Origin of the sequence: Marinobacter sp. CHS3-4, from assembly GCF_030053415.1 — a bacterium.
In the GTDB taxonomy this organism is placed as follows: domain Bacteria; phylum Pseudomonadota; class Gammaproteobacteria; order Pseudomonadales; family Oleiphilaceae; genus Marinobacter.
In genome coordinates, this window is sequence record NZ_JASGBJ010000002.1 from 531,320 (window position 1) to 551,256 (window position 19,937).

A 19,937-nucleotide genomic window follows, 5' to 3' on the forward strand; every position below is an offset into this window, starting at 1 on the left:
CATATCTTCCTTTCGTTGGTTATTTTATGTTCGATTATCGGACAATTGGAGACCAGGCCGGTTCACGGACGTCACCACTGGATGCCGGCAGGCTGTAAGCCGCCCCACCGTCAGCGGCTATCACCGTTAACACACTGTCCTCTCCCTGCTTTGTGGCATAGATCAGCATTCTTCCATTGGGAGAAACGCTCGGAGATTCATCAGATTCCGTACGGGTCAGGACGGTTTCCTCGCCTGATTCAAGATCGGTCCGCGCAATGTGAAACGACCGGTCGCGCTGATGGACATAGTAAACAAAGTCACCGGTCGCATCAGGGCGTGGCCTGGCATTGTATCGGCTACCAAAGGTTATTCGCCTGGGTTCGGCATTATCGCTGCTCTTGTGATAGATCTGCGGGCCACCAGACCGGTCAGATGTAAAGAAGAAACCCTTTCCGGTGTGGTCATACGTTGGTTCTGTATCGATTGACCAGTGATTCGTCAGACGCTTCAAATCGCCATTGGCCAGGTTCATCCGGTAGATTTCCGCATTGCCATCCTTCGACAGTGTCATAAGCAGTGACCGACCATCGTCTGACCAGGCCGGCGCCGAGTTCAGGCCCTGGAAATCGGCAACCCGCTGGCGCTGGCCAGAGGCTAGCTCATGAACGTAAACGGCGGGTTTGCCCGTTTCAAACGATACGTAAGCCAGCTTTTTGGCGTCCGGAGACCAGGCAGGAGACAAAATAGGCTCATCGCTTTCAAGCCGGACTCGCGCCCGCTTGCCATCCACGTCGCTCACCTGGAGCCGATAAACCGACTTGTTCCCACTGCGCTCAAGCGTCACGTAGGCGAGCTTGGTGGAAAAGGCACCCTGCACACCCGTGATGGCTTTGTACACCCGATCACTGATGTGGTGAGCCAGGCTTCGTGCCGCCGATTTAGGTGCAGACGCAGTGGCGCCGGCCAGGCGCTTTTCCTGGCTGACGTCGTAAAGCTCGTAACGCGCCTGGAGGGTATCGCCTGAGCTGCTCACCTGACCCACCAGAACGTAACGCTGACCGAGAAGACGCCAGTCCCGGAAATACACCTCGCTCCCCTTGGACGGCAGGCTGAGCATTTCCTCGGGTGCCAATGGATCAAACTCACCGCTCATCTGCAGATCGTTGCGGACGATGGTGGAGATTTTCTCCCCCGCAGGCATCTGACCGGATTCCGTAAAGGGCACCACCGAAATGGGGATGGCTGAATCGGCGCCCTTGGTGATTCGGATCAGCAATTCATCACTCGATACCGGCGCCGCTAGCAGCGATAGAATTACAGTGATCAGAAGCGGGAATTGGTGACCTACTGTGTGCTTGCCCTGTCTCATCATTTCCCCTGATTGCTATCGCACATTTTCTGGATTGAACCCGATCTGGAACTTCCGGAAGTATTTTTCGAAAACGTCACGGTCATCCGGTACCGGATAACGTTCCAAGGACGTGGCCGCACTTACGGCGGTGTTATCAAATGCCGTATTGCCACTACTGGACACTACCTTTACTGATGCTAGTTCTCCGGTCGGCAACAATCCGATCTGAAGCGTGACCACCATTTCTTTCGTGGCGGACCCAGGAGGATACCAGGACTGCTCTAGCTGTTTACGAATCAACGCCTTGTACTTCTCGCTTTCAGTGAGCATGCGCGCCTGCTTCGCTTTTGCTGCAGCGGCTTCTTTGCGACGTTGTTCTTCGGCTTCACGCTCCTGCGCCGCCTGTTCAGCCAAGGCCTCCAACTGCGACTCCCTCAGCTGACGTTCCCGCTCTTTGCGTTTGCGTTCCGCTTCCAGCCGCTCCTGCTCTTCGCGCTCTTTACGCTCAGCTTCCTGTCTCCGCCGCTCCTCTTCGGCACGGCGTTTCTCTTCAGCGGCTTTGCGGGCAGCTTCTTCTTTGCGACGCTGCTCTTCCGCTTTCTTGCGGGCCCGTTCTTTCGCCTCGGCTTCGGCCTTCTCTTTAGCCGCCTGCTGCTCTGCCAGACGCTGTTCTTCCCGTTTGCGTTCCGCTTCGGCCTTACGCTGACGCTCCTGCTCTTTCTGCTGCTGGATCCGGCGTGCTTCTTCCTGGCGCTCTTTCTCTTTCTGGAGGCGTTCGGCTTCCTGCTCCCGTTTGCGCTGTTCTTCCTGAGCTTTCTGGCGCTCTTCGTCTCTATCCGGTTCGTCTACTTCGTCGACGACCCGGCTGGGTTCCGGATCATTCGGGGTCACCAGCCGGGCAGAAATACTGGGAGGCGGCGGCTCTTTAATAGGATTGGTCCACGACCATCCCGCCAGAGCAACGACCAGGATCAGGCTGTGCAGGAAAACCGACAGTACAACTGGCGATTTCCAGGGCGCCTGGGCCTCGTCACCTTTGTCCCGTTCGTGACCAATCACAACAAACCACCTGCCCCGTTATTGCTCATCGCCAACCGGAGCTTCGGTGATCAATCCCACATTGGATGCGCCGGCAGCCTGCAATCTCGCCATCAGCCGCACTACAACGCCATAACCGACGTTTTCATCTCCACGAACCAGCACCTCACGATCGGTGCGCTGGGAGAGAATCTTGGACACCCGCGAACCAACGGCCTCCAACGTCATGGGATCGCTGGATTCATCGCCCACGTCCATGAAGTAAGCGCCATTGCTGTCAACGGACACTACAATGGACTCGACGTTCTTGTCCGATTGAATCGGATCAGAGGTGGTTTCCGGTAGGTTCACTTTCACGCCCTGGGTCAGCATGGGCGCGGTCACCATGAAAATAACCAGTAGCACGAGCATTACGTCGATGTACGGAACCACGTTGATCTCCGACATCGGCTTCCGCTGGCGCGGCGGCATCATTCCCATGCCTTTCATAGCAAATCGCCTTTGGTCAGATCAGTTGTCATCAGAGTTGTGAACACGCCGATGCAGTATGCTGGAGAACTCCTCTGCAAACGTCTCATAATTTTTGAGTAACGCATCAGACATGGCAGAAAAGCGGTTATAGGCAATCACGGCAGGAATCGCCGCAAACAGGCCCATTGCTGTTGCAATCAACGCCTCTGAAATACCCGGCGCTACGGTTGCCAGGGTTGCTTGCTGCACCTGGGCAAGACCACGAAACGAGTTCATGATGCCCCACACGGTGCCGAACAGACCGATATAAGGGCTTGTTGAACCTACCGTTGCAAGAAACGGCAGATGGGCTTCCAGCCTTTCCTGCTCTCTGGAAAAAGCCACTCGCATGGCTCTCTGGCTACCTTCCATCACCGCATCCGCATCCCGGCTTTGCTGTCGCAGACGAGAGAATTCCTTGAAGCCGGCCCGAAACACCGATTCCATGCCAGAAAAGGGCGTCGGATTCTCCGTCACATCGCGATAGAGCTTGCCAAGATCCATCCCTGACCAGAACCGTTCTTCGAAAGCGTACTGTGACTTCCTGGCCTTATTCATGACCTGGTAACGCTGGAAGATCAGTGCCCAGGAGACAACCGATGCCAGGGCCAGCAACAGCATGACCAGCTGTACCAGTACACCGGCGTTCGCAATGAGATACCAGACCGATACTTCTGACTCCACCTTTAACTCCTCGTTAATAAAACCTGTAAAGTTCCGTGGTCAAGCCGTTCTGTGGCTATGTTCCAGCACGTCTGCCATCGCGGGCGGCAGGCGCCGCGGTTTTCCCGAATCCAGCTCAATGCAGGCCACCCGCACGTCCGCCGCTGCCAGTTCTTTGTGGTCAGACGCCCGGAGTACCCGCTGCCGGAAATTCATCCACACCCGACCGTAATCCGTCGGCTCTGCGGTTACCAGTAGCTGATCATCCAGCCTGGCAGGCAGGCTGTAGTGAATAGACAGTTTCTGTACCACGTAACTGATATTGTCACCAAGCCCATCCCGCAAGCCCACGCCATGGCTTCGCACCCACTCTGTCCGGGCCCGCTCCATAAAATGCAAATACTTGGCATGAAAAACGATGCCGCCGGCGTCCGTATCTTCGATATACACCCGGATGGGCAGCGAAAAATGTTCTGGGACGGACTCAGTCAAAGAGATCCTCCCGCTCCTGATGAGCAGACGGGGTGACACCGAAGTGCTGATAGGCGTTGGAGGTTACCATCCGTCCCCGGGGCGTTCGGACCATGTAACCCTGCTGAATCAGGAAGGGCTCCAGTACGTCTTCAATGGTTCCCCGCTCCTCGCTGATCGCAGCGGCAAGGCTTTCTACACCAACCGGCCCGCCATCAAACTTCTCGATCATTGCCAGCAGCAACCTTCGATCCATGTGATCGAAACCCTGAGCGTCCACTTTCAGCATATTCAAAGCCTGATCGGCGATGGATTCAGTGATGCAGCCGTCGGACTTTACTTCGGCAAAGTCCCGAACCCTTCTCAATAAACGATTGGCAATTCGGGGGGTGCCACGGGAACGTCGGGCGATTTCGAAGGCACCGGCCTGATCGATCTCAACAGAAGAGAGGCGCGCGGAACGCAGGATGATGCTGGTCAGGTCCTGAGTGTTGTAGAACTCAAGCCGTTGAACAATGCCAAAACGATCTCGTAAGGGTGAGGTCAACAGCCCTGCTCGAGTGGTGGCGCCAACCAGCGTAAACGGAGGAAGATCCAGCTTGATGGAACGGGCCGCCGGCCCTTCACCGATCATGATATCCAGCTGATAGTCTTCCATGGCCGGATACAGAACCTCTTCAACCGCCGCGCTCAGACGATGAATCTCGTCGATAAACAGCACATCGCCTTCTTCGAGGTTCGTTAGCATGGCCGCGAGATCACCGGCCTTCTCAAGCACCGGCCCCGACGTGGTTTTGATGGAGACGCCCATTTCGTTGGCGATGATATTAGCCAGGGTTGTTTTGCCAAGGCCGGGAGGGCCAAAGATCAGGACATGGTCCAGCGCCTCGTCCCGGCCGCGAGCCGCCGAAATAAAGATGTCCATCTGCTCCCGAACCGCAGGCTGGCCCACATAATCCGCAAGCACGCCTGGCCGGATGGCCCTGTCCTGAACCTCTTCATACTGCCCTGCCTGCGCTGTGATCAGGCGATCCGACTCAATCATGTTTTCACTCGTTGGCAAACATCAATCGCAAATCTGTGTAACGGCCCGAGCCTTATCATATCGCAATTCTACAAACGCCCGGATTGCTGTCACGTTACGCTCTATACACATTGGACGCCAGAAACCGATTCAACTGGCCGGTATCATCGCGCGCAGCGCCAGGCGTATCAATTCCTGGCTGGACATGCCATCTTCCGAAACCTTGCTGATGGCCTTGGCCGCCTCCTGGGGTTTGTAGCCCAGGGAGATCAGCGCCGCTTCCGCCTCTTCCACTGGATCGTGTGCAGACTGGCTGGCCCTGGCGGGCGAAACATCCGCAGCGCCCTCACTGGCAGATGAGGGAACAAACTGCCCTTCCAGCTGATTGATCCTGTCAGCCATTTCAATCAGCAGTCTTTCGGCGGTCTTTTTACCAACACCGGGCAGTTTTACCAGGGCATTGACATCCCTGGCCTCGACACAGCGAATAAACTGATTGGCATCCAGGCCCGACAGGATACCGACTGCCAGTTTTGGCCCCACACCGTTTACTTTGATCAGCTGCCGAAACAGATCCCGATCAAATCTAGCGGTAAAACCAAACAGGCTCTGGTGGTCTTCGCGGACCGCAAAATGGGTATGAAGAACCACTTCGTCGCCAGGTTCTGGCAAATTGAAAAAGGTGGTGTAAGGGATGTCCACCTCGTAGCCCAGTCCGGCGCACTCTACCAACGCCTGGCCCGGTGTTTTTTCCACCAGTATGCCTCTTATTCGACCAATCACCGGGGCTCTCCCTGTTTATTATTCATGTTCGCTAATGGCGGCGTACCCTGCCACTACGGACCTTGCCACCACTACCCGCCAGCCGGGTCACACTCTGGCTCATGTGAGCGTGACACAATGCGATGGCCAACGCGTCGGCGGCATCCGCCTGGGGCTTTCGGGACAGCGCCAACAAAACCTGCACCATGTGTTGGACCTGGGACTTATCGGCGCCACCCTTGCCCACGACCGCTTGCTTGACCTGCCGGGCAGAGTATTCATTCACCTCAAGACCACTGTTGGCAGCGCTGACGATAGCAGCGCCCCGCGCCTGCCCCAATTTCAGGGCAGAATCAGGGTTGCGGGCCATGAAGACCTGCTCAATGGCAAATTCTTCTGGCCGGTACTCGCCAATCAATGTGGCAAGACTGTGGAATATGGTCTGCAGACGCTGGGCCATGGGCTTCTCTCCAACGCGGATGCAGCCGCTGTCGAGGTACTCGATGTTCCGACCGTCCGCCCGGATAATACCGTAGCCGGTAATTCTGGACCCCGGATCCACGCCCATAATGATGGTCACAGCGCTTCCATGACCTCCGCTGGGATGTCTGCGTTGGTATAAACGTTCTGGACATCGTCCAGATCTTCCAGCATATCAATCAATTTAAGATTGGGCTCGGCGGTTTCGGCATCCAGCAGCACCGTTGTCGAAGGCACCATGGTGACTTCCGCATTGTCTGGCGGCAAACCTGCTTTGACCAGGGACTCTTTGACGTCCAGGAACTGATCGGGGGTGGTGACAATTTCAAAGGAGCCGTCATTCAGGGTCGCCAGATCTTCCGCACCAGCGGCCAGCGCAGCCTCCAGCAAGGTGTCTTCCTCATATTCAGGGCCATAGCTGATCACGCCCTGCTTGCTGAAAAGATAGGCCACGGAGCCATCGGTGCCGAGATTACCGCCCATTTTACTAAAGGCATGACGCACTTCGGCGACGGTTCGGTTCCGGTTGTCTGTCAGCACGTCAACAAATACAGCCACGCCGTGAGGTCCGTAGCCCTCATAAGTCAGCTCTTCGTAATTGCTGTCGTCACCGTCGCCCGTGCCACGCTCGATGGCCCGTTCGATGGTGTCTTTCTTCATGTTGGCGGTCAGGGCCTTGTCAATGACGCCACGCAGGCGTGGATTGTCTTCGGGATTACCACCCCCAAGGCGGGCTGCTACCGTAATTTCACGGATAATTTTGGTAAAAATCTTGCCGCGCTTGGCGTCCTGCGCCGCTTTACGGTGTTTGATATTGGCCCATTTACTGTGTCCAGCCATGATCAACTCCGTGAGGTCAGGAAGGTTGAGAGAAGCAGTTCAGACAGGTGGGCGCCCTTGCGGGCGCCCGTTCAGAGATTATTCCCCGGCGGTCTCTGCAGAACCACCCTCAGTCGCTTTGGCAACGGGCTTACGACGACGGATGTGCAGCTCGCGTAATTGCTTGTCATCCACTTCGCCCGGCGCCTGAGTCATCAGACAGGTCGCGCTTTGGGTTTTCGGGAAAGCAATCACGTCCCGAATGGAGCCTGCGCCGGTCATCAGCATGATCAACCGGTCCAGACCAAATGCCAGCCCGCCGTGGGGAGGACAACCGTACTTCAGAGCATCCAGCAGGAAGCCGAACTTCTCGCGGGCCTCCTCATGGTCGATGCCCAGGGTGCGGAACACACTTTCCTGGGTATCGGTGTCGTGAATACGGATGGAACCACCGCCCAGCTCGGTTCCGTTCAAAACCATATCATAGGCCCGGGAAAGCGCGGTGGCTGGCGAAGACTCCAACTCTTCTGGCGAACAGGAAGGCGCCGTAAACGGGTGGTGAATGGCCGTCAGGCCACCGTCCGGAGTTTCTTCAAACATCGGGAAGTCCACAACCCAGAGCGGCGCCCACTCAGAGGTCAGCATATCCAGATCGTGGCCAACCTTGATACGCAACGCACCCAGGGCTTCGTTCACCACGTTGGTCTTGTCAGCACCAAAGAACACGATGTCTCCGTCTTCTGCCGCTACCCGCTCAATCACAGCCTGCGCAACGTCGTCGCCCAGGAACTTGATGATTGGTGACTGCAGGCCTTCAACGCCCTTCGAAACGTCATTGACCTTGATGTACGCCAGACCTTTGGCACCGTAGATGCCCACAAACTTGGTGTAGTCATCAATTTGCTTGCGGGTCAGCTCTCCGCCTTTGGGCACACGCAGAGCTGCCACACGACCTTTCGGATCATTGGCCGGGCCAGCGAAGACCTTGAAATCCACACCGCTGACCAGATCGCCCACATCGATCAGTTCCAGAGGAATCCGCAAATCCGGTTTATCGCTGCCGTAACGCTGCATGGCTTCGGCATAGGGCATGCGCGGGAATTCAGGCAGATCCACTTCCAATACGTCTTTGAACAGGGCGCGGGTCATGTCCTCAGTCAGAGACATCAGGGACTCCTCGTCTACAAACGAGGCCTCGATATCGATCTGGGTGAACTCAGGCTGACGGTCTGCGCGCAGGTCTTCATCACGGAAACACTTGGCGATCTGATAATAGCGATCAACGCCAGACACCATCAGCAGCTGCTTGAACAGCTGAGGAGACTGGGGCAGCGCAAAAAAGGAACCCTCATGAGTACGGCTTGGCACCAGATAATCCCGGGCACCTTCCGGCGTTGCCCTGGTGAGGATTGGCGTTTCCACGTCCATGAAACCATTGCTGTCCAGAAAATTGCGAACGTAGCTGGTCACACGCGAACGGAAACGCAGACGGTTGATCATTTCCGGGCGGCGCAGGTCTATGAACCGGTATTTCAGGCGAACGTCTTCGCCCACGTCCACATGCTCATCCAATGGGAAAGGAGGCGTTGCGGCTGCGTTCAGAATAGCAACCTGCTTGCCCAATACCTCAACCTGGCCTGTTGGCATGTTGGCGTTCTCGGTGCCCGCCGGGCGGCGGCGAACACGGCCAGTGACCTGAACGACGAATTCACTGCGAACCTTTTCGGCCAGCGCAAAGCTCTCGGGCGTATCAGGGTCAATCACTACCTGGGACATGCCATCCCGGTCGCGAAGATCCAGAAAGATGACCCCGCCATGATCGCGGCGGCGATGCACCCAACCGCATAGTGTGACTTCCTGATCAATGTGGGATTCGTTGATCCCACCGCAATAATGACTGCGCATACCGGTTCCCGTTGTATCTGATGTGTACGAAAAGTGCGCCATTATAAACACAATGAACGTGAAAATCAGGCATCCGAAGACCGATATGCACCCTTGACTCAACACTGGCTCAACGTGGATGACGGTTAACGGATTGGCCGCTAGAATGTGGCGCTTCGATAGCCTTGGGAGTAACACCGTGTCATCCAGAGCCGAGCAAAAACTACGAACCCGACGCGCCCTCATGGACGCCGCACTGGCGCAACTAAGCGCGGATCGTGGTTTTGGCAGTCTCAGTCTGCGCGAGGTAGCCCGGGAAGCCGGTATCGCACCAACGTCTTTTTACCGCCACTTTGCAGAACTGGATGAACTGGGCCTGGCCCTGGTGGATGAAGGCGGCGTGGCTTTAAGACAGCTGATGCGGCAGGCCCGCAAGCGGATTGCACGGGATGGCAGCGCCATCAGTACGTCCGTTGACACCTTCATGGAATACCTGGGGAATAACTCGAACCTTTTCCGCCTGATGCTGCGGGAAAGCACGGGAGTGTCCAAACCTTTCCGCACTGCGATCAAAGCGGAAATTGACCACTTTGTAACGGAGTTGGAAGCGGATTTGAGACGCATCGCCGAAGAGCGCCAGCGCCCTATTTATCAATCCCGGCTGATTGCGGAAGCGATGGTCACCCTGGTGTTCAATCAGGGTGCAGAAGCGCTGGATGCGACCAACGCCCAGAAGGAAGAGCTGAAACAAAAGCTGAAAACAGAATTGAGAATTATCCTGATCGGCTCGCGCACCCTTGCAGATAGAGGCGCGTAATCCTACTTTAGTGATTCAATGATCGGCGCCAGGCGAGCTTTAATAGCTTCAAGCTCGTTATCTTCATAAGGAACGGGCGCGACCTTCCCCCAGACAGGGCCCGGCCAGGCATCATCCCCTTCAAATCTCACGATGTGATGAACGTGCAGCTGCGGCACCATGTTGCCCAAAGCGGCCACATTGAATTTATCGCCGCCGAACGCCTTCATCATGCCCTCACCCAGCAGTGACGATTCCTCGGTCAGCCGATGCTGCTGTTCTTTGGACAATTCGTAGATTTCACGAACGGAGGATACCCTGGGCACCAGAAGCACCCAGGGAAAATGGGAATCGTTCATCAGTCGCACCTCGCAAAGGCGGCTCTGACCGAGCGAAATGGTATCCGCTGCCAGCTTGTCATGAAGAACGAATTCACTCATATCAGTTTCCGTGGAACTGGTTTTGGCCACGGCCGATGGCGTAATAAGTCATACCATGGCGTTCAACCATTTCCGGTTCGTACAGATTCCGTCCATCAAACACAGCCTTCGCGCTCAGCGCAGCTGCAATGGCCTCGAAATCCGGCGAGCGGAATTCTTTCCATTCGGTGCAAATTGCGAGCACATCCGCTCCTTTCATGGCCTGTTCTTTTGTCCCACAAAGGGTCAGGCCTGGCTGGTCGCCAAAGATGCGCTGGGTTTCTTCCATGGCTTCCGGATCAAACGCCTGAACCGACGCGCCCGCTTTCCACAACTGCTGCATCAGGGTTCTAGAAGAGGCTTCACGCATGTCGTCAGTGTTTGGCTTGAACGCCAACCCCCAAATAGCAACGACCTTGCCATTCAGATCACCGTTGAAGAAATGGCTGATCTTGTCGAACAGCACGAATTTCTGGGCGTTGTTTACGGCTTCTACCGCGTTCAGCAGGCGAGCATCGTACTCACAATCGCGCGCTGTGCGGGTAAGCGCTTGAACATCTTTTGGAAAACACGAACCACCATACCCGCAACCCGGATAAATAAAGTGATAGCCAATGCGTGGATCAGAACCGATACCCCGACGGACGTTTTCAATGTCCGCCCCCAGACGCTCGGCGAGGTTAGCGATTTCATTCATAAAGCTGATCTTGGTGGCCAGCATGGAGTTGGCCGCGTATTTAGTCAGCTCCGCTGACCGGATATCCATGAAAATCATCCGGTCGTGGCTGCGGTTGAATGGGTAATAGACCTCGTGCAGCAATTCCATCGCCCGCTCGCTGTCGGTGCCTATGATGATCCGATCCGGCTTCATGAAATCGGAAACTGCCGCACCCTCTTTCAGGAATTCCGGGTTAGAGACCACATCAAAATCAAGCTCCAGGTTGCGCTTGTCTAGCTCGCCGCGCACCGCCGCCTTCACACGGTCGCCGGTACCGACAGGCACCGTGGATTTGTCCACAATCACCTTGTAATCATCCATGTGCTGGCCGATGGAACGCGCTACCGCCGTTACGTACTGAAGGTCCGCGGAACCATCTTCATCCGGGGGAGTTCCCACGGCAATGAACTGCAGAACGCCATGCTTGACGGCTTCTTCGGTGTCGGTTGAAAAAGACAGACGGCCCGCTTCAACGGTGTGTTTAACGATGGATTCAAGACCTGGCTCATAGATCGGAATCTGGCCGTTCTTCAATTTATCAATTTTGGCCTGATCAACGTCCATACAGAGAACATGGTGGCCAACATCTGCCAGGCAAGCGCCTGTGACGAGACCCACGTAGCCAGTGCCAAAAATAGTTATCTTCATTCTTAAATCCTGATTGCTCGCTAAAGTGTGTAAATATGTGATTGGTAGCCGGCCCTTACTGTGCCTGCTTCTCCATCCAGATCTTTTCCCAGGCCAGTGCGGTTGAGACAATGGTCTTCAGATCATCAAAAGACGGCTCCCAGCCCAGAACGTCTTTAATGAGGGTATTGTCGGCCATCAATGCCGCAGGGTCGCCGGCCCGACGCCCCGTCTCCGAAACGGGAAAGTCTTTTCCAGCCTGCTGTTTCACCATGTCGATAACTTCCCGCACGGTGAAACCACGGCCGTAGCCACAGTTGAGCACCCGGGACTCACCGCCACCGGCCATGTAATCCAGCGCCATCACATGAGCCTTTGCGAGGTCTTCGACATGGATATAGTCACGAATACAGGTACCGTCGCGGGTATCATAGTCGGTGCCGAACACCTTCATACCATCGCGTTTGCCCGTCACGCATTCGCACGCCACCTTGATCAGGTGGGTTGCCTCGGGCGTCGCCTGCCCCAGAAGCCCATCCGGATTGGCACCAGCGACATTGAAGTACCGCAAAATGACATAATGAAGTGAGCTCGCCGCCGCCAGATCCATGATCATCCGCTCGCTCATCATCTTGGACGCACCATAGGGGTTGATCGGTGCAAGAGGCAGGTCTTCGGTCAACACCGTCTGCTCCGGCATGCCGTAAACAGCTGCTGTGGATGAAAACACCATGTACGGCACGGCGTGTTTTTCTACCGCCTTGAGCAGATTGAGCGTGTTGCGGGTGTTGTTGCTGTAGTACTTAAGCGGGTTTTCAACGGACTCGGGCACCACAATATTGGCGGCGAAATGCAGCACGGCGTCAAAGCGATGGCTGTTGAACACCTCGGTAATGGCAGCTTCGTCGGCCAGATCTCCCACGATCAGTTCGCCACAGGAAACCGCCCACCGGTATCCGGTTGAGAGATTATCGAATACCACCACCTCATGGCCAGCTTCGCCAAGCTGCCGAACAACGTGGCTACCAATATAGCCTGCACCACCGGTAACAAGTACTTTCATCGCGGGTTAAAGCTCCTTCCCTGTTATATCCTGCCTGCGTCGGCGAATCTCCGCCCGCCGGGCCGAAAAAAAATCGCTGATTATGGCACTGCATTGCTCGGCCAGAACCCCTCCTGAGGCTTCCACCTGCCAATTGAGGTGGTCATCCTGAAACGATGCCCTTACCGAATCCACCGCGCCTGCTTTGGGTTCTGGGGCACCATAGACAACCCGGCTGATCCTGCTGTGCACAATGGCGCCGACGCACATGGTACACGGCTCGAGAGTGACGTAGAGTGTAGCACCAGTCAGTCGGTAGTTTCCTACGCGGGCAGCCGCATCCCTGATGGCTCTCAGTTCTGCATGGGCTGTAGGGTCACATCCGGAAATAGGGGCATTGAAACCGGCACCTATCTCTCGGCCGTCCAGAGTCAGTACCGCACCAACCGGCACCTCTCCTGCCTGTCTGGCCAAACCCGCAAGACCCAGCGCCCTGTTCATCCAATAGTGATCGGCATTGTCATCAGCCTGATCTGGCACCTGCGCCACTGTTTCACTCCTGAGGTTGGAATGCCCGGGAAGAGCCATGGAAGGATCTGAAAAAGATCTCGATGGATCCAGCGCCCTGAAAACCGTGAATATACCACTTGTGCAAGACCGTTCGCATTATAAGTGCGCAATTGGCGGGTGGCATACGGCCGGCCTATCTCCTTAGAAAAAGTAGACGTAACTCAATTTGAGGGAAATATGATTGGCCTCGCTCTCGGGCTCTTTTACATTCAGAATCGTTGTCCCATTGCTCACCGTTTCGGGTTTGCTTTGCTTTAGGTTCCAATATCGATGGGTGAAGGCAAGCTGTAGATGGCCATTGGCATCCAGGGGCATCAGATAGCTCAAACGGGAGATCACCCCGTGACTGGCGTCCCCAAGAGTCAAGTTAGGCTGCCCGAAACCAAAAGGACGTAAATCAACGTCGAGTTCGGCATCGTAGATATGAGCATAGCCAATGTCCAAAGACAGTCTGCGCCTGCCTGAATGCCAGAGAGTCGCGCTCAGGCCGGCTTCAAGGAATTGCCACTGGTAGATTTCAAACAGGCCGGTGGAAGCCGCGGTAGGTTGAATATCCCGTCTCCATTGCCAGTATCCCAGCCTTGTATAGAGCCCGTAATCAGTGCCTGAGGGTTGCCACTTAAAATGCGCGGCGATTCGGTAAATCTGTTGTTCTGTCTCGGTTCGCAGGTCAGCCCCACCCTGGGTTTGCCCCTCGTAATCGACACTGCCCGAATACAATCCGGCGTCCATACCAAAAGTATAGGACCCCAATTTCTTATTCACGTTCAGGCTTAACCCCGGAAGCCATCCGGATTCCTGGTTTAGCGAACCGGAATCACCCGCTTCCTGATAGTCAAAGTACAATCCTTCGAGATTCACGGAAATCTGATATTCGGCACGAACCCCTGACGCGCAGAAGATCAGCGCCAACAAGAGCGTAAACCGTGGAAGCAAGGGAGCACGTTTTATGGGGAGGTTTACCAGTGCGGGCATCGCCCGCGCTGGTAAACTTGAGGCAAGCATCACGCGTCAGAAACTGCCTGAAGTGGTGCCATTATTCCAGGTACCTGTCACGGTGCAGTCACCGTTGAAATTTATAGTGCCTGAGGTGCCGTTAGTGCCGGAAAAACTGATCGAGCCACTATCTGGCACGGTTCCGCAACTACCATAGGTCAAATTGCTGATCGTGATGGTGACGCTGCCGTGTGTGCCATGGAAAAAGGTGGCACTGCCGTTGAAACCATTGTCCCTGTCACCGGTAACCGAGAAGTCAGTCACTCGATGCGTAACACCATCCTGACCAACGAAATCCGAATTATAGGTGCAACCAGTATCTGAGCAAACAAGCACCGCGTTGATTGTCTGGGTGCCGGAATTCGGGTCGGTGACGGTGAAATTGTTGTAGGTGATCGAGAACCCGGCAGTCGGATCATTCACGTTTTCGTACTCGATTACTGCGCTTCCATCCACGGTCACTGCTGTACCGTCCAGTACGCAGTTATTGTAGGTTATTGTAGTTCTGCTAGCGTTGGAGAGGCCGGAAACGTCGGCTGTACCACTGCTACAGACATCTTCAACCAATACGCCGGACGGCATGGACAATTGCTGCCCCGTCTGAAGAACAATATCGTTCAGTTCGTCCATATCTATTGGCCCGGAGACCCGGACACCTAATGGCGATGAGGGCAAACCGCCAGACGCACTGGCCTTATCGACAGACTCGCCCGCAGCCAGGCCGATATCTTCCGCGTTATCCTGGTCGATTTCAGCTGGACTGGTATTCCCACTGAACGTGGCCCCTTCACTTCCGCTGCCACCTCCGCCGCCACCGCTACTGCCGCCTCCGCAGCCGACAAGGGTCAGTGTCAGTGATAGCAAAAATACTTTAAAAAAAGGCACGATTTTGAGTAGTTGCATTGTTAACTCCTTGGTTTGATCCACCCTCTCTGAAAGAGACGTGCTCAGCCCGGCAACGCCGGCTGAGCACCCTTCCTCTTACCTTACAAATTAGTTAGAGGGACAAAAGAGTCAAACAGAACGACACGTTTTTCGGCAGCTTTTGAATGAGGGTGTATCTAACCCAGAGCGATCACTCCCACTCGATGGTCGCGGGAGGCTTGGAGGACACGTCATACGTCACCCGCGAGACCCCTTCGATTTCATTGATGATCCGGTTCGAAACGGTCTCCAGCAGATCGTAAGGCAAGTGCGCCCAACGCGCGGTCATGAAATCGATGGTTTCCACAGCCCGCAATGCCACCACGTACTCGTAACGACGGGCATCGCCAACCACGCCCACCGATTTTACCGGCAGGAACACGGCAAAAGCCTGGCTGGTTTTGTGGTAGAAGTCTGCCCTGTGCAGCTCTTCCAGAAAGATGGCATCCGCACGGCGGAGAATATCCGCGTATTCCTTTTTCACCTCGCCGAGGATGCGAACGCCAAGGCCAGGTCCCGGGAACGGATGGCGGTAGACCATGTCGTAAGGGAGGCCCAGCTCCAGACCGATACGACGAACCTCATCCTTGAAGAGTTCCCTGAGGGGCTCCACAAGCTTCATCTTCATCGTTTCCGGCAAGCCGCCAACGTTGTGGTGGCTCTTGATAACATGGGCCTTGCCGGTTTTGGAAGCGGCGGATTCAATCACGTCCGGATAGATGGTGCCCTGCGCCAGCCAGTTCACGTCGGTGATGGTGGCCGCTTCACTGTCGAACACGTCAATGAAGGTGTTGCCAATGATTTTGCGCTTGGCTTCCGGGTCATCCACGCCTTTGAGCTTGGACAGGAACAGGTCCTCGGCGTCCACGCGAATCACTTTTACGCCCATGTTGCTGGCGAACATGTCCATTACCTGGTCGCCCTCGTGAAGGCGCAGCAGGCCATTATCCACAAACACACAAGTCAGTTGATCGCCGATGGCTTTGTGCAGCAACGCGGCTGTTACAGAACTGTCTACTCCGCCTGACAGGCCGAGCAGAACCTTGTCGTTACCTACTTGATCGCGGATTTGCTGAACGGCATCGTCTACGATTTTTGCCGGTGTCCAGAGCGCTTCACAACCGGAGATGTTCAGAATGAAGTGTTCCAGAATGCGTTTTCCCTGGAGGGTGTGGGTCACTTCCGGGTGAAATTGCACCCCGTAGAGATTCCGACTGACATCCTGCATTGCGGCGATCGGCGCACTTTCAGTGGAAGCCAGCAGTTCAAAGCCCTCAGGCATGCCGACCACTTTGTCGCCGTGGCTCATCCATACATCCAGCAGCGAATCACCGGTTGCCGTCAGGTGATCGGTGATGTCCTTCAGCAAGGGCCCGTCTGCCCTCACCTTGACCTGCGCATAGCCAAACTCACGCTTCTCGGAACTGGCAACGCGTCCGCCAAGCTGCTCGGCCATGGTTTGCATGCCGTAGCAGATCCCTAGGACCGGAATACCGCGTTCAAACAGCCCCTCTGGCGCCCTGGGGCCGCCAAGCTCGGTCACAGATTCCGGACCACCGGCAAGGATGATCCCCTTTGGGGCAAACTCATCCAGCTCTTCTTTCGTGATATCAAACGCCCTGATTTCACAATAGACGCCTATTTCACGAACCCGGCGCGCAATCAGCTGGGTGTATTGGGAGCCAAAATCGAGAATCAGAATGCGGTGGTCGTGAATGTCGTGAGCCATGAATTCCTCAGATCAGAAAGAAAAAAGCGCGACCCGGGATGCGGGCCGCGCTCGTCAAACATCGATTAGCCAACTCGGTAGTTGGGGGCTTCTTTGGTGATGGTCACGTCGTGAACGTGGCTCTCTCTCATGCCCGCATTGGTGATGCGCACAAACTCCGGCTTGGTGCGCATCTCTTCCATGTTGGCGCTGCCGGTATAGCCCATGGAGGCTCGTAGGCCACCCATCAACTGATGGACAATGTTACGCATCGGGCCCTTACAGGCCACCCGGCCTTCAATCCCCTCGGGAACCAGTTTTTCGATACCCTTGCTGGCGTCCTGGAAGTAGCGATCACCAGAACCCTGGCCCATCGCACCAATGGAACCCATGCCACGATACGCCTTGTAGCTGCGACCCTGGAACAGCTCAACCTCGCCTGGCGCCTCATCCGTGCCTGCCAACAAGCTGCCGATCATCACGCTGTAGGCGCCGGCAGCAATGGCTTTTGAAATGTCGCCAGAGAAGCGAATGCCACCATCCGCAATCACCGGAACGCCGCGATCCTTCAGTGCAGCGGCAACGTTCGACACGGCAGAAATCTGAGGTACGCCAATGCCTGCCACAATGCGAGTGGTACAGATGGATCCGGGGCCAATGCCGACTTTCACAGCGTCTGCGCCAGCATCAGCAAGATCCAGTGCCGCCTGGGAGGTGGCAATGTTGCCGCCGATCACCTGCACATCCGGATAGGTTTCCTTGATCCAGCGAACACGGTCAATGACGCCTTTGGAGTGGCCATGCGCGGTATCCACGACAATGACATCGACACCGGCTTCGACCAACGCAACCACTCGCGCCTCGGTGTCACCGCCGGTACTCACGGCGGCGCCCACTCTCAGACGACCCTGATCGTCTTTACAAGCCAGTGGGTAGTCTTTCGCTTTCTGAATGTCCTTGACGGTAATCAGGCCGCGCAGTTGGAAATTGTCGTTCACCACCAGAACTTTCTCGATCCGGTTGCGATGCAGAAGCTCTTTGACGTCTTCAAGGTCAGCGCCTTCTTTCACCGTGACCAGCCGATCCTTACCCGTCATGATTTCGCTGACCGGCGTGTCCATGCGGCTTTCAAAGCGAATATCCCGGCCAGTGACGATGCCAACCAGGTCCCGACCATCCACAACTGGCAGTCCGGAAATGTTGTTCGCCATGGTGATGTCGACCAGCTCTCGAACGGTCGTGTTTGGCGAAACAGTAATCGGGTCTTTCACCACTCCGCTTTCGTATTTCTTCACTTTGCGAACCGCTGCCGCCTGTTGCTCTGGCGACATACTCTTATGCATGATGCCGATGCCGCCTTCCTGAGCCATGGCAATGGCCAGCTCGGCTTCAGTCACCGTGTCCATCGCTGACGACAACAGAGGAATGTTCAACTTGATGTCTTTGGTCAGCCAGGTCTGGAGATCGACCTCGTGCGGCAGCACTTCCGAGCGTCCAGGAACCAGCAGAACATCGTCAAACGTGAGGGCTTCTTCGGCAATTCGCAGCATTGGGATCCGCCTTTTGAACATGCTAGATTGGAAGATTCCGAAGCCGCACCGAAACCCGTGCGGCAAAGCAAAATCCTTAATCGATCTATTATAAATGCGCGGTGATGGACAGTAAACCGGGCATTTAACAGCACCTGCTTGCATCTTTTTGAAATTCGGTTACTTTTGCCAACCTATCGGCATTCCCCTATACGACAAATCGACAGTGACCTGGAGCGATTTTGAATACCAGAGCTTTCTCGACCGAAACCACCGGGGGGCCAGCCTCCGCCGCGCTTACCGTGAGCGAGCTTAACCATCAGGCCAAACACCTGCTGGAAGTGAGCTTTCTTCAGGTCTGGGTGGAAGGCGAACTATCGAGCCTGTCGCGCCCCTCTTCCGGTCACTGGTACTTTTCACTCAAAGACAAGAAGTGCCAGGTGCGCTGCGCAATGTTCCGTGGCTTTAACCAGCGAGTTCGGCAGATTCCCAAAGAAGGCGATCAGGTACGCATTCGCGGCAAAGTGACGCTTTATGAAAACCGAGGCGACTTCCAGATCATCGTTGAACAGCTTGAACCTGCGGGCACCGGCGCACTTCAACAGGCATTTGAGGCCCTCAAAGCGCGCCTGCAGCAGGAAGGTTTGTTCGATACAGCGCGCAAGAAGCCGCTGCCTGACGTGCCCCGCCACATCGGCGTCATAACGTCCCCAACCGGCGCGGCGATTCACGATATTCTGACCGTGCTTGCAAGACGCTGCCCCTCCATTCCGGTCACCCTCTACCCAACGGCGGTACAAGGAAAGGCGGCCACCAATGACATCGTCAAAGCCATCGAAACGGCCAATCGCCATGGCGCAGCAGACGTGCTTATTATCGGGCGCGGCGGTGGTTCTCTGGAGGATCTCTGGTGCTTCAATGAAGAGGCAGTGGCGAGGGCCATCGCCGCTTCGCCGATTCCGACCGTCAGCGCGGTGGGCCACGAAGTAGACGTGACGATTGCTGATTTCGTCGCCGACCTTCGGGCGCCGACTCCCTCGGCAGCCGCGGAAAAGCTCTCACCGGATCAGAGCCAATGGATCCGGCGGCTCGAAGAACGAGAAATACGCCTGGCAGGCGCTGCTCGACGCGCTCTTTCAAGATTCGAGACATTACTACGGCATTTGAGCTCGCGCCTGAAAGACCCTCGACGGGAATTAATGGAAAAAGCGCAACGCATGGACGAGCTGGATGTGCGGCTGGGCCAGGCCATCCGTCAAACCATGAATCGCCAGCACACGCGTTCAGAACATCTCGGTCAGAGGCTGTCGCTGCAATCACCTTCGCAACGACTGAATGAAAGCAAGAAAACGCTCACAAGGTTAAGTGAGCGCCTGTCCAGATTAACGGTTCAAAACCTGGAAAGCCGCAAAAGCACTCTGGAACACCTGGCGCAGACTCTGAACGTAGTGAGCCCGCTGGCCACTCTTGGCCGTGGGTATGCCATCGTTGAAGACAGCGCCGGCCAGATAGTGCGTCAGGCGACCAATCTGGCCCCGGGAGACAAGGTGACTGCCAGAGTCGCCAGTGGCCGTATTCTGGCGACCGTTACCGATACCCAGACGAACCCCGATACTTAGCCGAT

20 protein-coding genes are annotated in these 19,937 nt (G+C 55.8%); 2 read left to right on the top strand and 18 right to left on the bottom strand.

All coding sequences use genetic code 11. From position 1 onward, the window contains the following. Positions 1–34: 34 nt before the first annotated feature. The 10 genes from tolB to aspS all read right to left on the bottom strand — a co-directional run bounded on the left by tolB (position 35) and on the right by aspS (position 9,005). Entirely contained in the window at positions 35–1,351 is a 1,317-nt protein-coding gene (gene tolB / locus QLQ17_RS10390; RefSeq protein ID WP_283209510.1) for a Tol-Pal system beta propeller repeat protein TolB, read from the bottom strand. Between the two features lie 15 nt (positions 1,352–1,366). Further along, on the bottom strand, positions 1,367–2,392 hold the full coding sequence (gene tolA / locus QLQ17_RS10395; RefSeq protein WP_283209511.1) for a cell envelope integrity protein TolA: 1,026 nt from the start codon (positions 2,390–2,392) through the stop codon (positions 1,367–1,369). Between the two features lie 18 nt (positions 2,393–2,410). Continuing rightward, entirely contained in the window at positions 2,411–2,860 is a 450-nt protein-coding gene (gene tolR / locus QLQ17_RS10400; protein WP_283209512.1) for a protein TolR, read from the bottom strand. A 21-nt stretch (positions 2,861–2,881) separates the two neighbouring features. After that, positions 2,882–3,565, bottom strand: a complete 684-nt coding sequence (gene tolQ, locus QLQ17_RS10405) for a protein TolQ (RefSeq protein ID WP_283209513.1) — start codon at positions 3,563–3,565, stop codon at positions 2,882–2,884. A gap of 39 nt (positions 3,566–3,604) precedes the next feature. Further along, a complete protein-coding gene (locus QLQ17_RS10410; RefSeq protein ID WP_283209514.1) occupies positions 3,605–4,036 on the bottom strand; it encodes a YbgC/FadM family acyl-CoA thioesterase in 432 nt (143 codons plus the stop codon). Then, a complete protein-coding gene (gene ruvB, locus QLQ17_RS10415) occupies positions 4,029–5,060 on the bottom strand; it encodes a Holliday junction branch migration DNA helicase RuvB (protein ID WP_283209515.1) in 1,032 nt (343 codons plus the stop codon). The genes QLQ17_RS10410 and ruvB overlap by 8 nt, the downstream gene beginning before the upstream one ends. 129 nt (positions 5,061–5,189) lie before the next feature. Next, a complete protein-coding gene (gene ruvA / locus QLQ17_RS10420) occupies positions 5,190–5,822 on the bottom strand; it encodes a Holliday junction branch migration protein RuvA (RefSeq protein WP_283209516.1) in 633 nt (210 codons plus the stop codon). A gap of 31 nt (positions 5,823–5,853) precedes the next feature. After that, on the bottom strand, positions 5,854–6,381 hold the full coding sequence (gene ruvC, locus QLQ17_RS10425) for a crossover junction endodeoxyribonuclease RuvC (protein ID WP_283209517.1): 528 nt from the start codon (positions 6,379–6,381) through the stop codon (positions 5,854–5,856). Continuing rightward, positions 6,378–7,121, bottom strand: a complete 744-nt coding sequence (locus tag QLQ17_RS10430) for a YebC/PmpR family DNA-binding transcriptional regulator (RefSeq protein WP_283209518.1) — start codon at positions 7,119–7,121, stop codon at positions 6,378–6,380. Before QLQ17_RS10430 ends, ruvC begins: the two co-directional genes overlap by 4 nt. 78 nt (positions 7,122–7,199) lie before the next feature. After that, positions 7,200–9,005, bottom strand: a complete 1,806-nt coding sequence (aspS, locus tag QLQ17_RS10435; protein ID WP_283209519.1) for an aspartate--tRNA ligase — start codon at positions 9,003–9,005, stop codon at positions 7,200–7,202. A gap of 178 nt (positions 9,006–9,183) precedes the next feature. Here aspS and fabR point away from each other — a divergent pair, with 178 nt between their 5' ends. After that, on the top strand, positions 9,184–9,801 hold the full coding sequence (gene fabR / locus QLQ17_RS10440; protein WP_283209520.1) for an HTH-type transcriptional repressor FabR: 618 nt from the start codon (positions 9,184–9,186) through the stop codon (positions 9,799–9,801). 2 nt (positions 9,802–9,803) lie between these two features. Here the strand turns inward: fabR and QLQ17_RS10445 are convergent, their stop codons facing one another. The 8 genes from QLQ17_RS10445 to guaB all read right to left on the bottom strand — a co-directional run bounded on the left by QLQ17_RS10445 (position 9,804) and on the right by guaB (position 18,334). Then, positions 9,804–10,220: an HIT domain-containing protein gene (locus tag QLQ17_RS10445; RefSeq protein ID WP_283209521.1), complete on the bottom strand. Its 417-nt coding sequence runs from the start codon at positions 10,218–10,220 to the stop codon at positions 9,804–9,806. A 1-nt stretch (position 10,221) separates the two neighbouring features. Next, positions 10,222–11,565 (bottom strand): UDP-glucose dehydrogenase family protein, encoded by a 1,344-nt coding sequence (locus QLQ17_RS10450; protein ID WP_283209522.1) that lies wholly within the window; start codon positions 11,563–11,565, stop codon positions 10,222–10,224. Between the two features lie 55 nt (positions 11,566–11,620). Beyond that, positions 11,621–12,607 carry a UDP-glucose 4-epimerase GalE gene (gene galE / locus QLQ17_RS10455; protein ID WP_283209523.1) on the bottom strand — a complete coding sequence of 329 codons (987 nt, stop codon included), beginning with the start codon at positions 12,605–12,607 and terminating at the stop codon, positions 11,621–11,623. Positions 12,608–12,613: 6 nt separating this feature from the next. Next, a complete protein-coding gene (tadA, locus tag QLQ17_RS10460; protein WP_283209524.1) occupies positions 12,614–13,135 on the bottom strand; it encodes a tRNA adenosine(34) deaminase TadA in 522 nt (173 codons plus the stop codon). A 162-nt stretch (positions 13,136–13,297) separates the two neighbouring features. Next, a complete protein-coding gene (locus QLQ17_RS10465) occupies positions 13,298–14,131 on the bottom strand; it encodes a hypothetical protein (protein WP_283209525.1) in 834 nt (277 codons plus the stop codon). A 36-nt stretch (positions 14,132–14,167) separates the two neighbouring features. Beyond that, positions 14,168–15,055 carry a hypothetical protein gene (locus QLQ17_RS10470; RefSeq protein WP_283209526.1) on the bottom strand — a complete coding sequence of 296 codons (888 nt, stop codon included), beginning with the start codon at positions 15,053–15,055 and terminating at the stop codon, positions 14,168–14,170. Between the two features lie 172 nt (positions 15,056–15,227). Further along, a complete protein-coding gene (guaA, locus tag QLQ17_RS10475) occupies positions 15,228–16,805 on the bottom strand; it encodes a glutamine-hydrolyzing GMP synthase (RefSeq protein WP_283209527.1) in 1,578 nt (525 codons plus the stop codon). 65 nt (positions 16,806–16,870) lie between these two features. After that, positions 16,871–18,334 (bottom strand): IMP dehydrogenase, encoded by a 1,464-nt coding sequence (gene guaB / locus QLQ17_RS10480; RefSeq protein WP_283209528.1) that lies wholly within the window; start codon positions 18,332–18,334, stop codon positions 16,871–16,873. A gap of 221 nt (positions 18,335–18,555) precedes the next feature. Between guaB and xseA the strand changes: the two genes are divergently transcribed. Next, the gene (gene xseA / locus QLQ17_RS10485) at positions 18,556–19,932 is read left to right on the top strand and encodes an exodeoxyribonuclease VII large subunit (protein WP_283209529.1); all 1,377 of its coding nucleotides are present in this window, start codon (positions 18,556–18,558) and stop codon (positions 19,930–19,932) included. Positions 19,933–19,937: the final 5 nt, after the last annotated feature.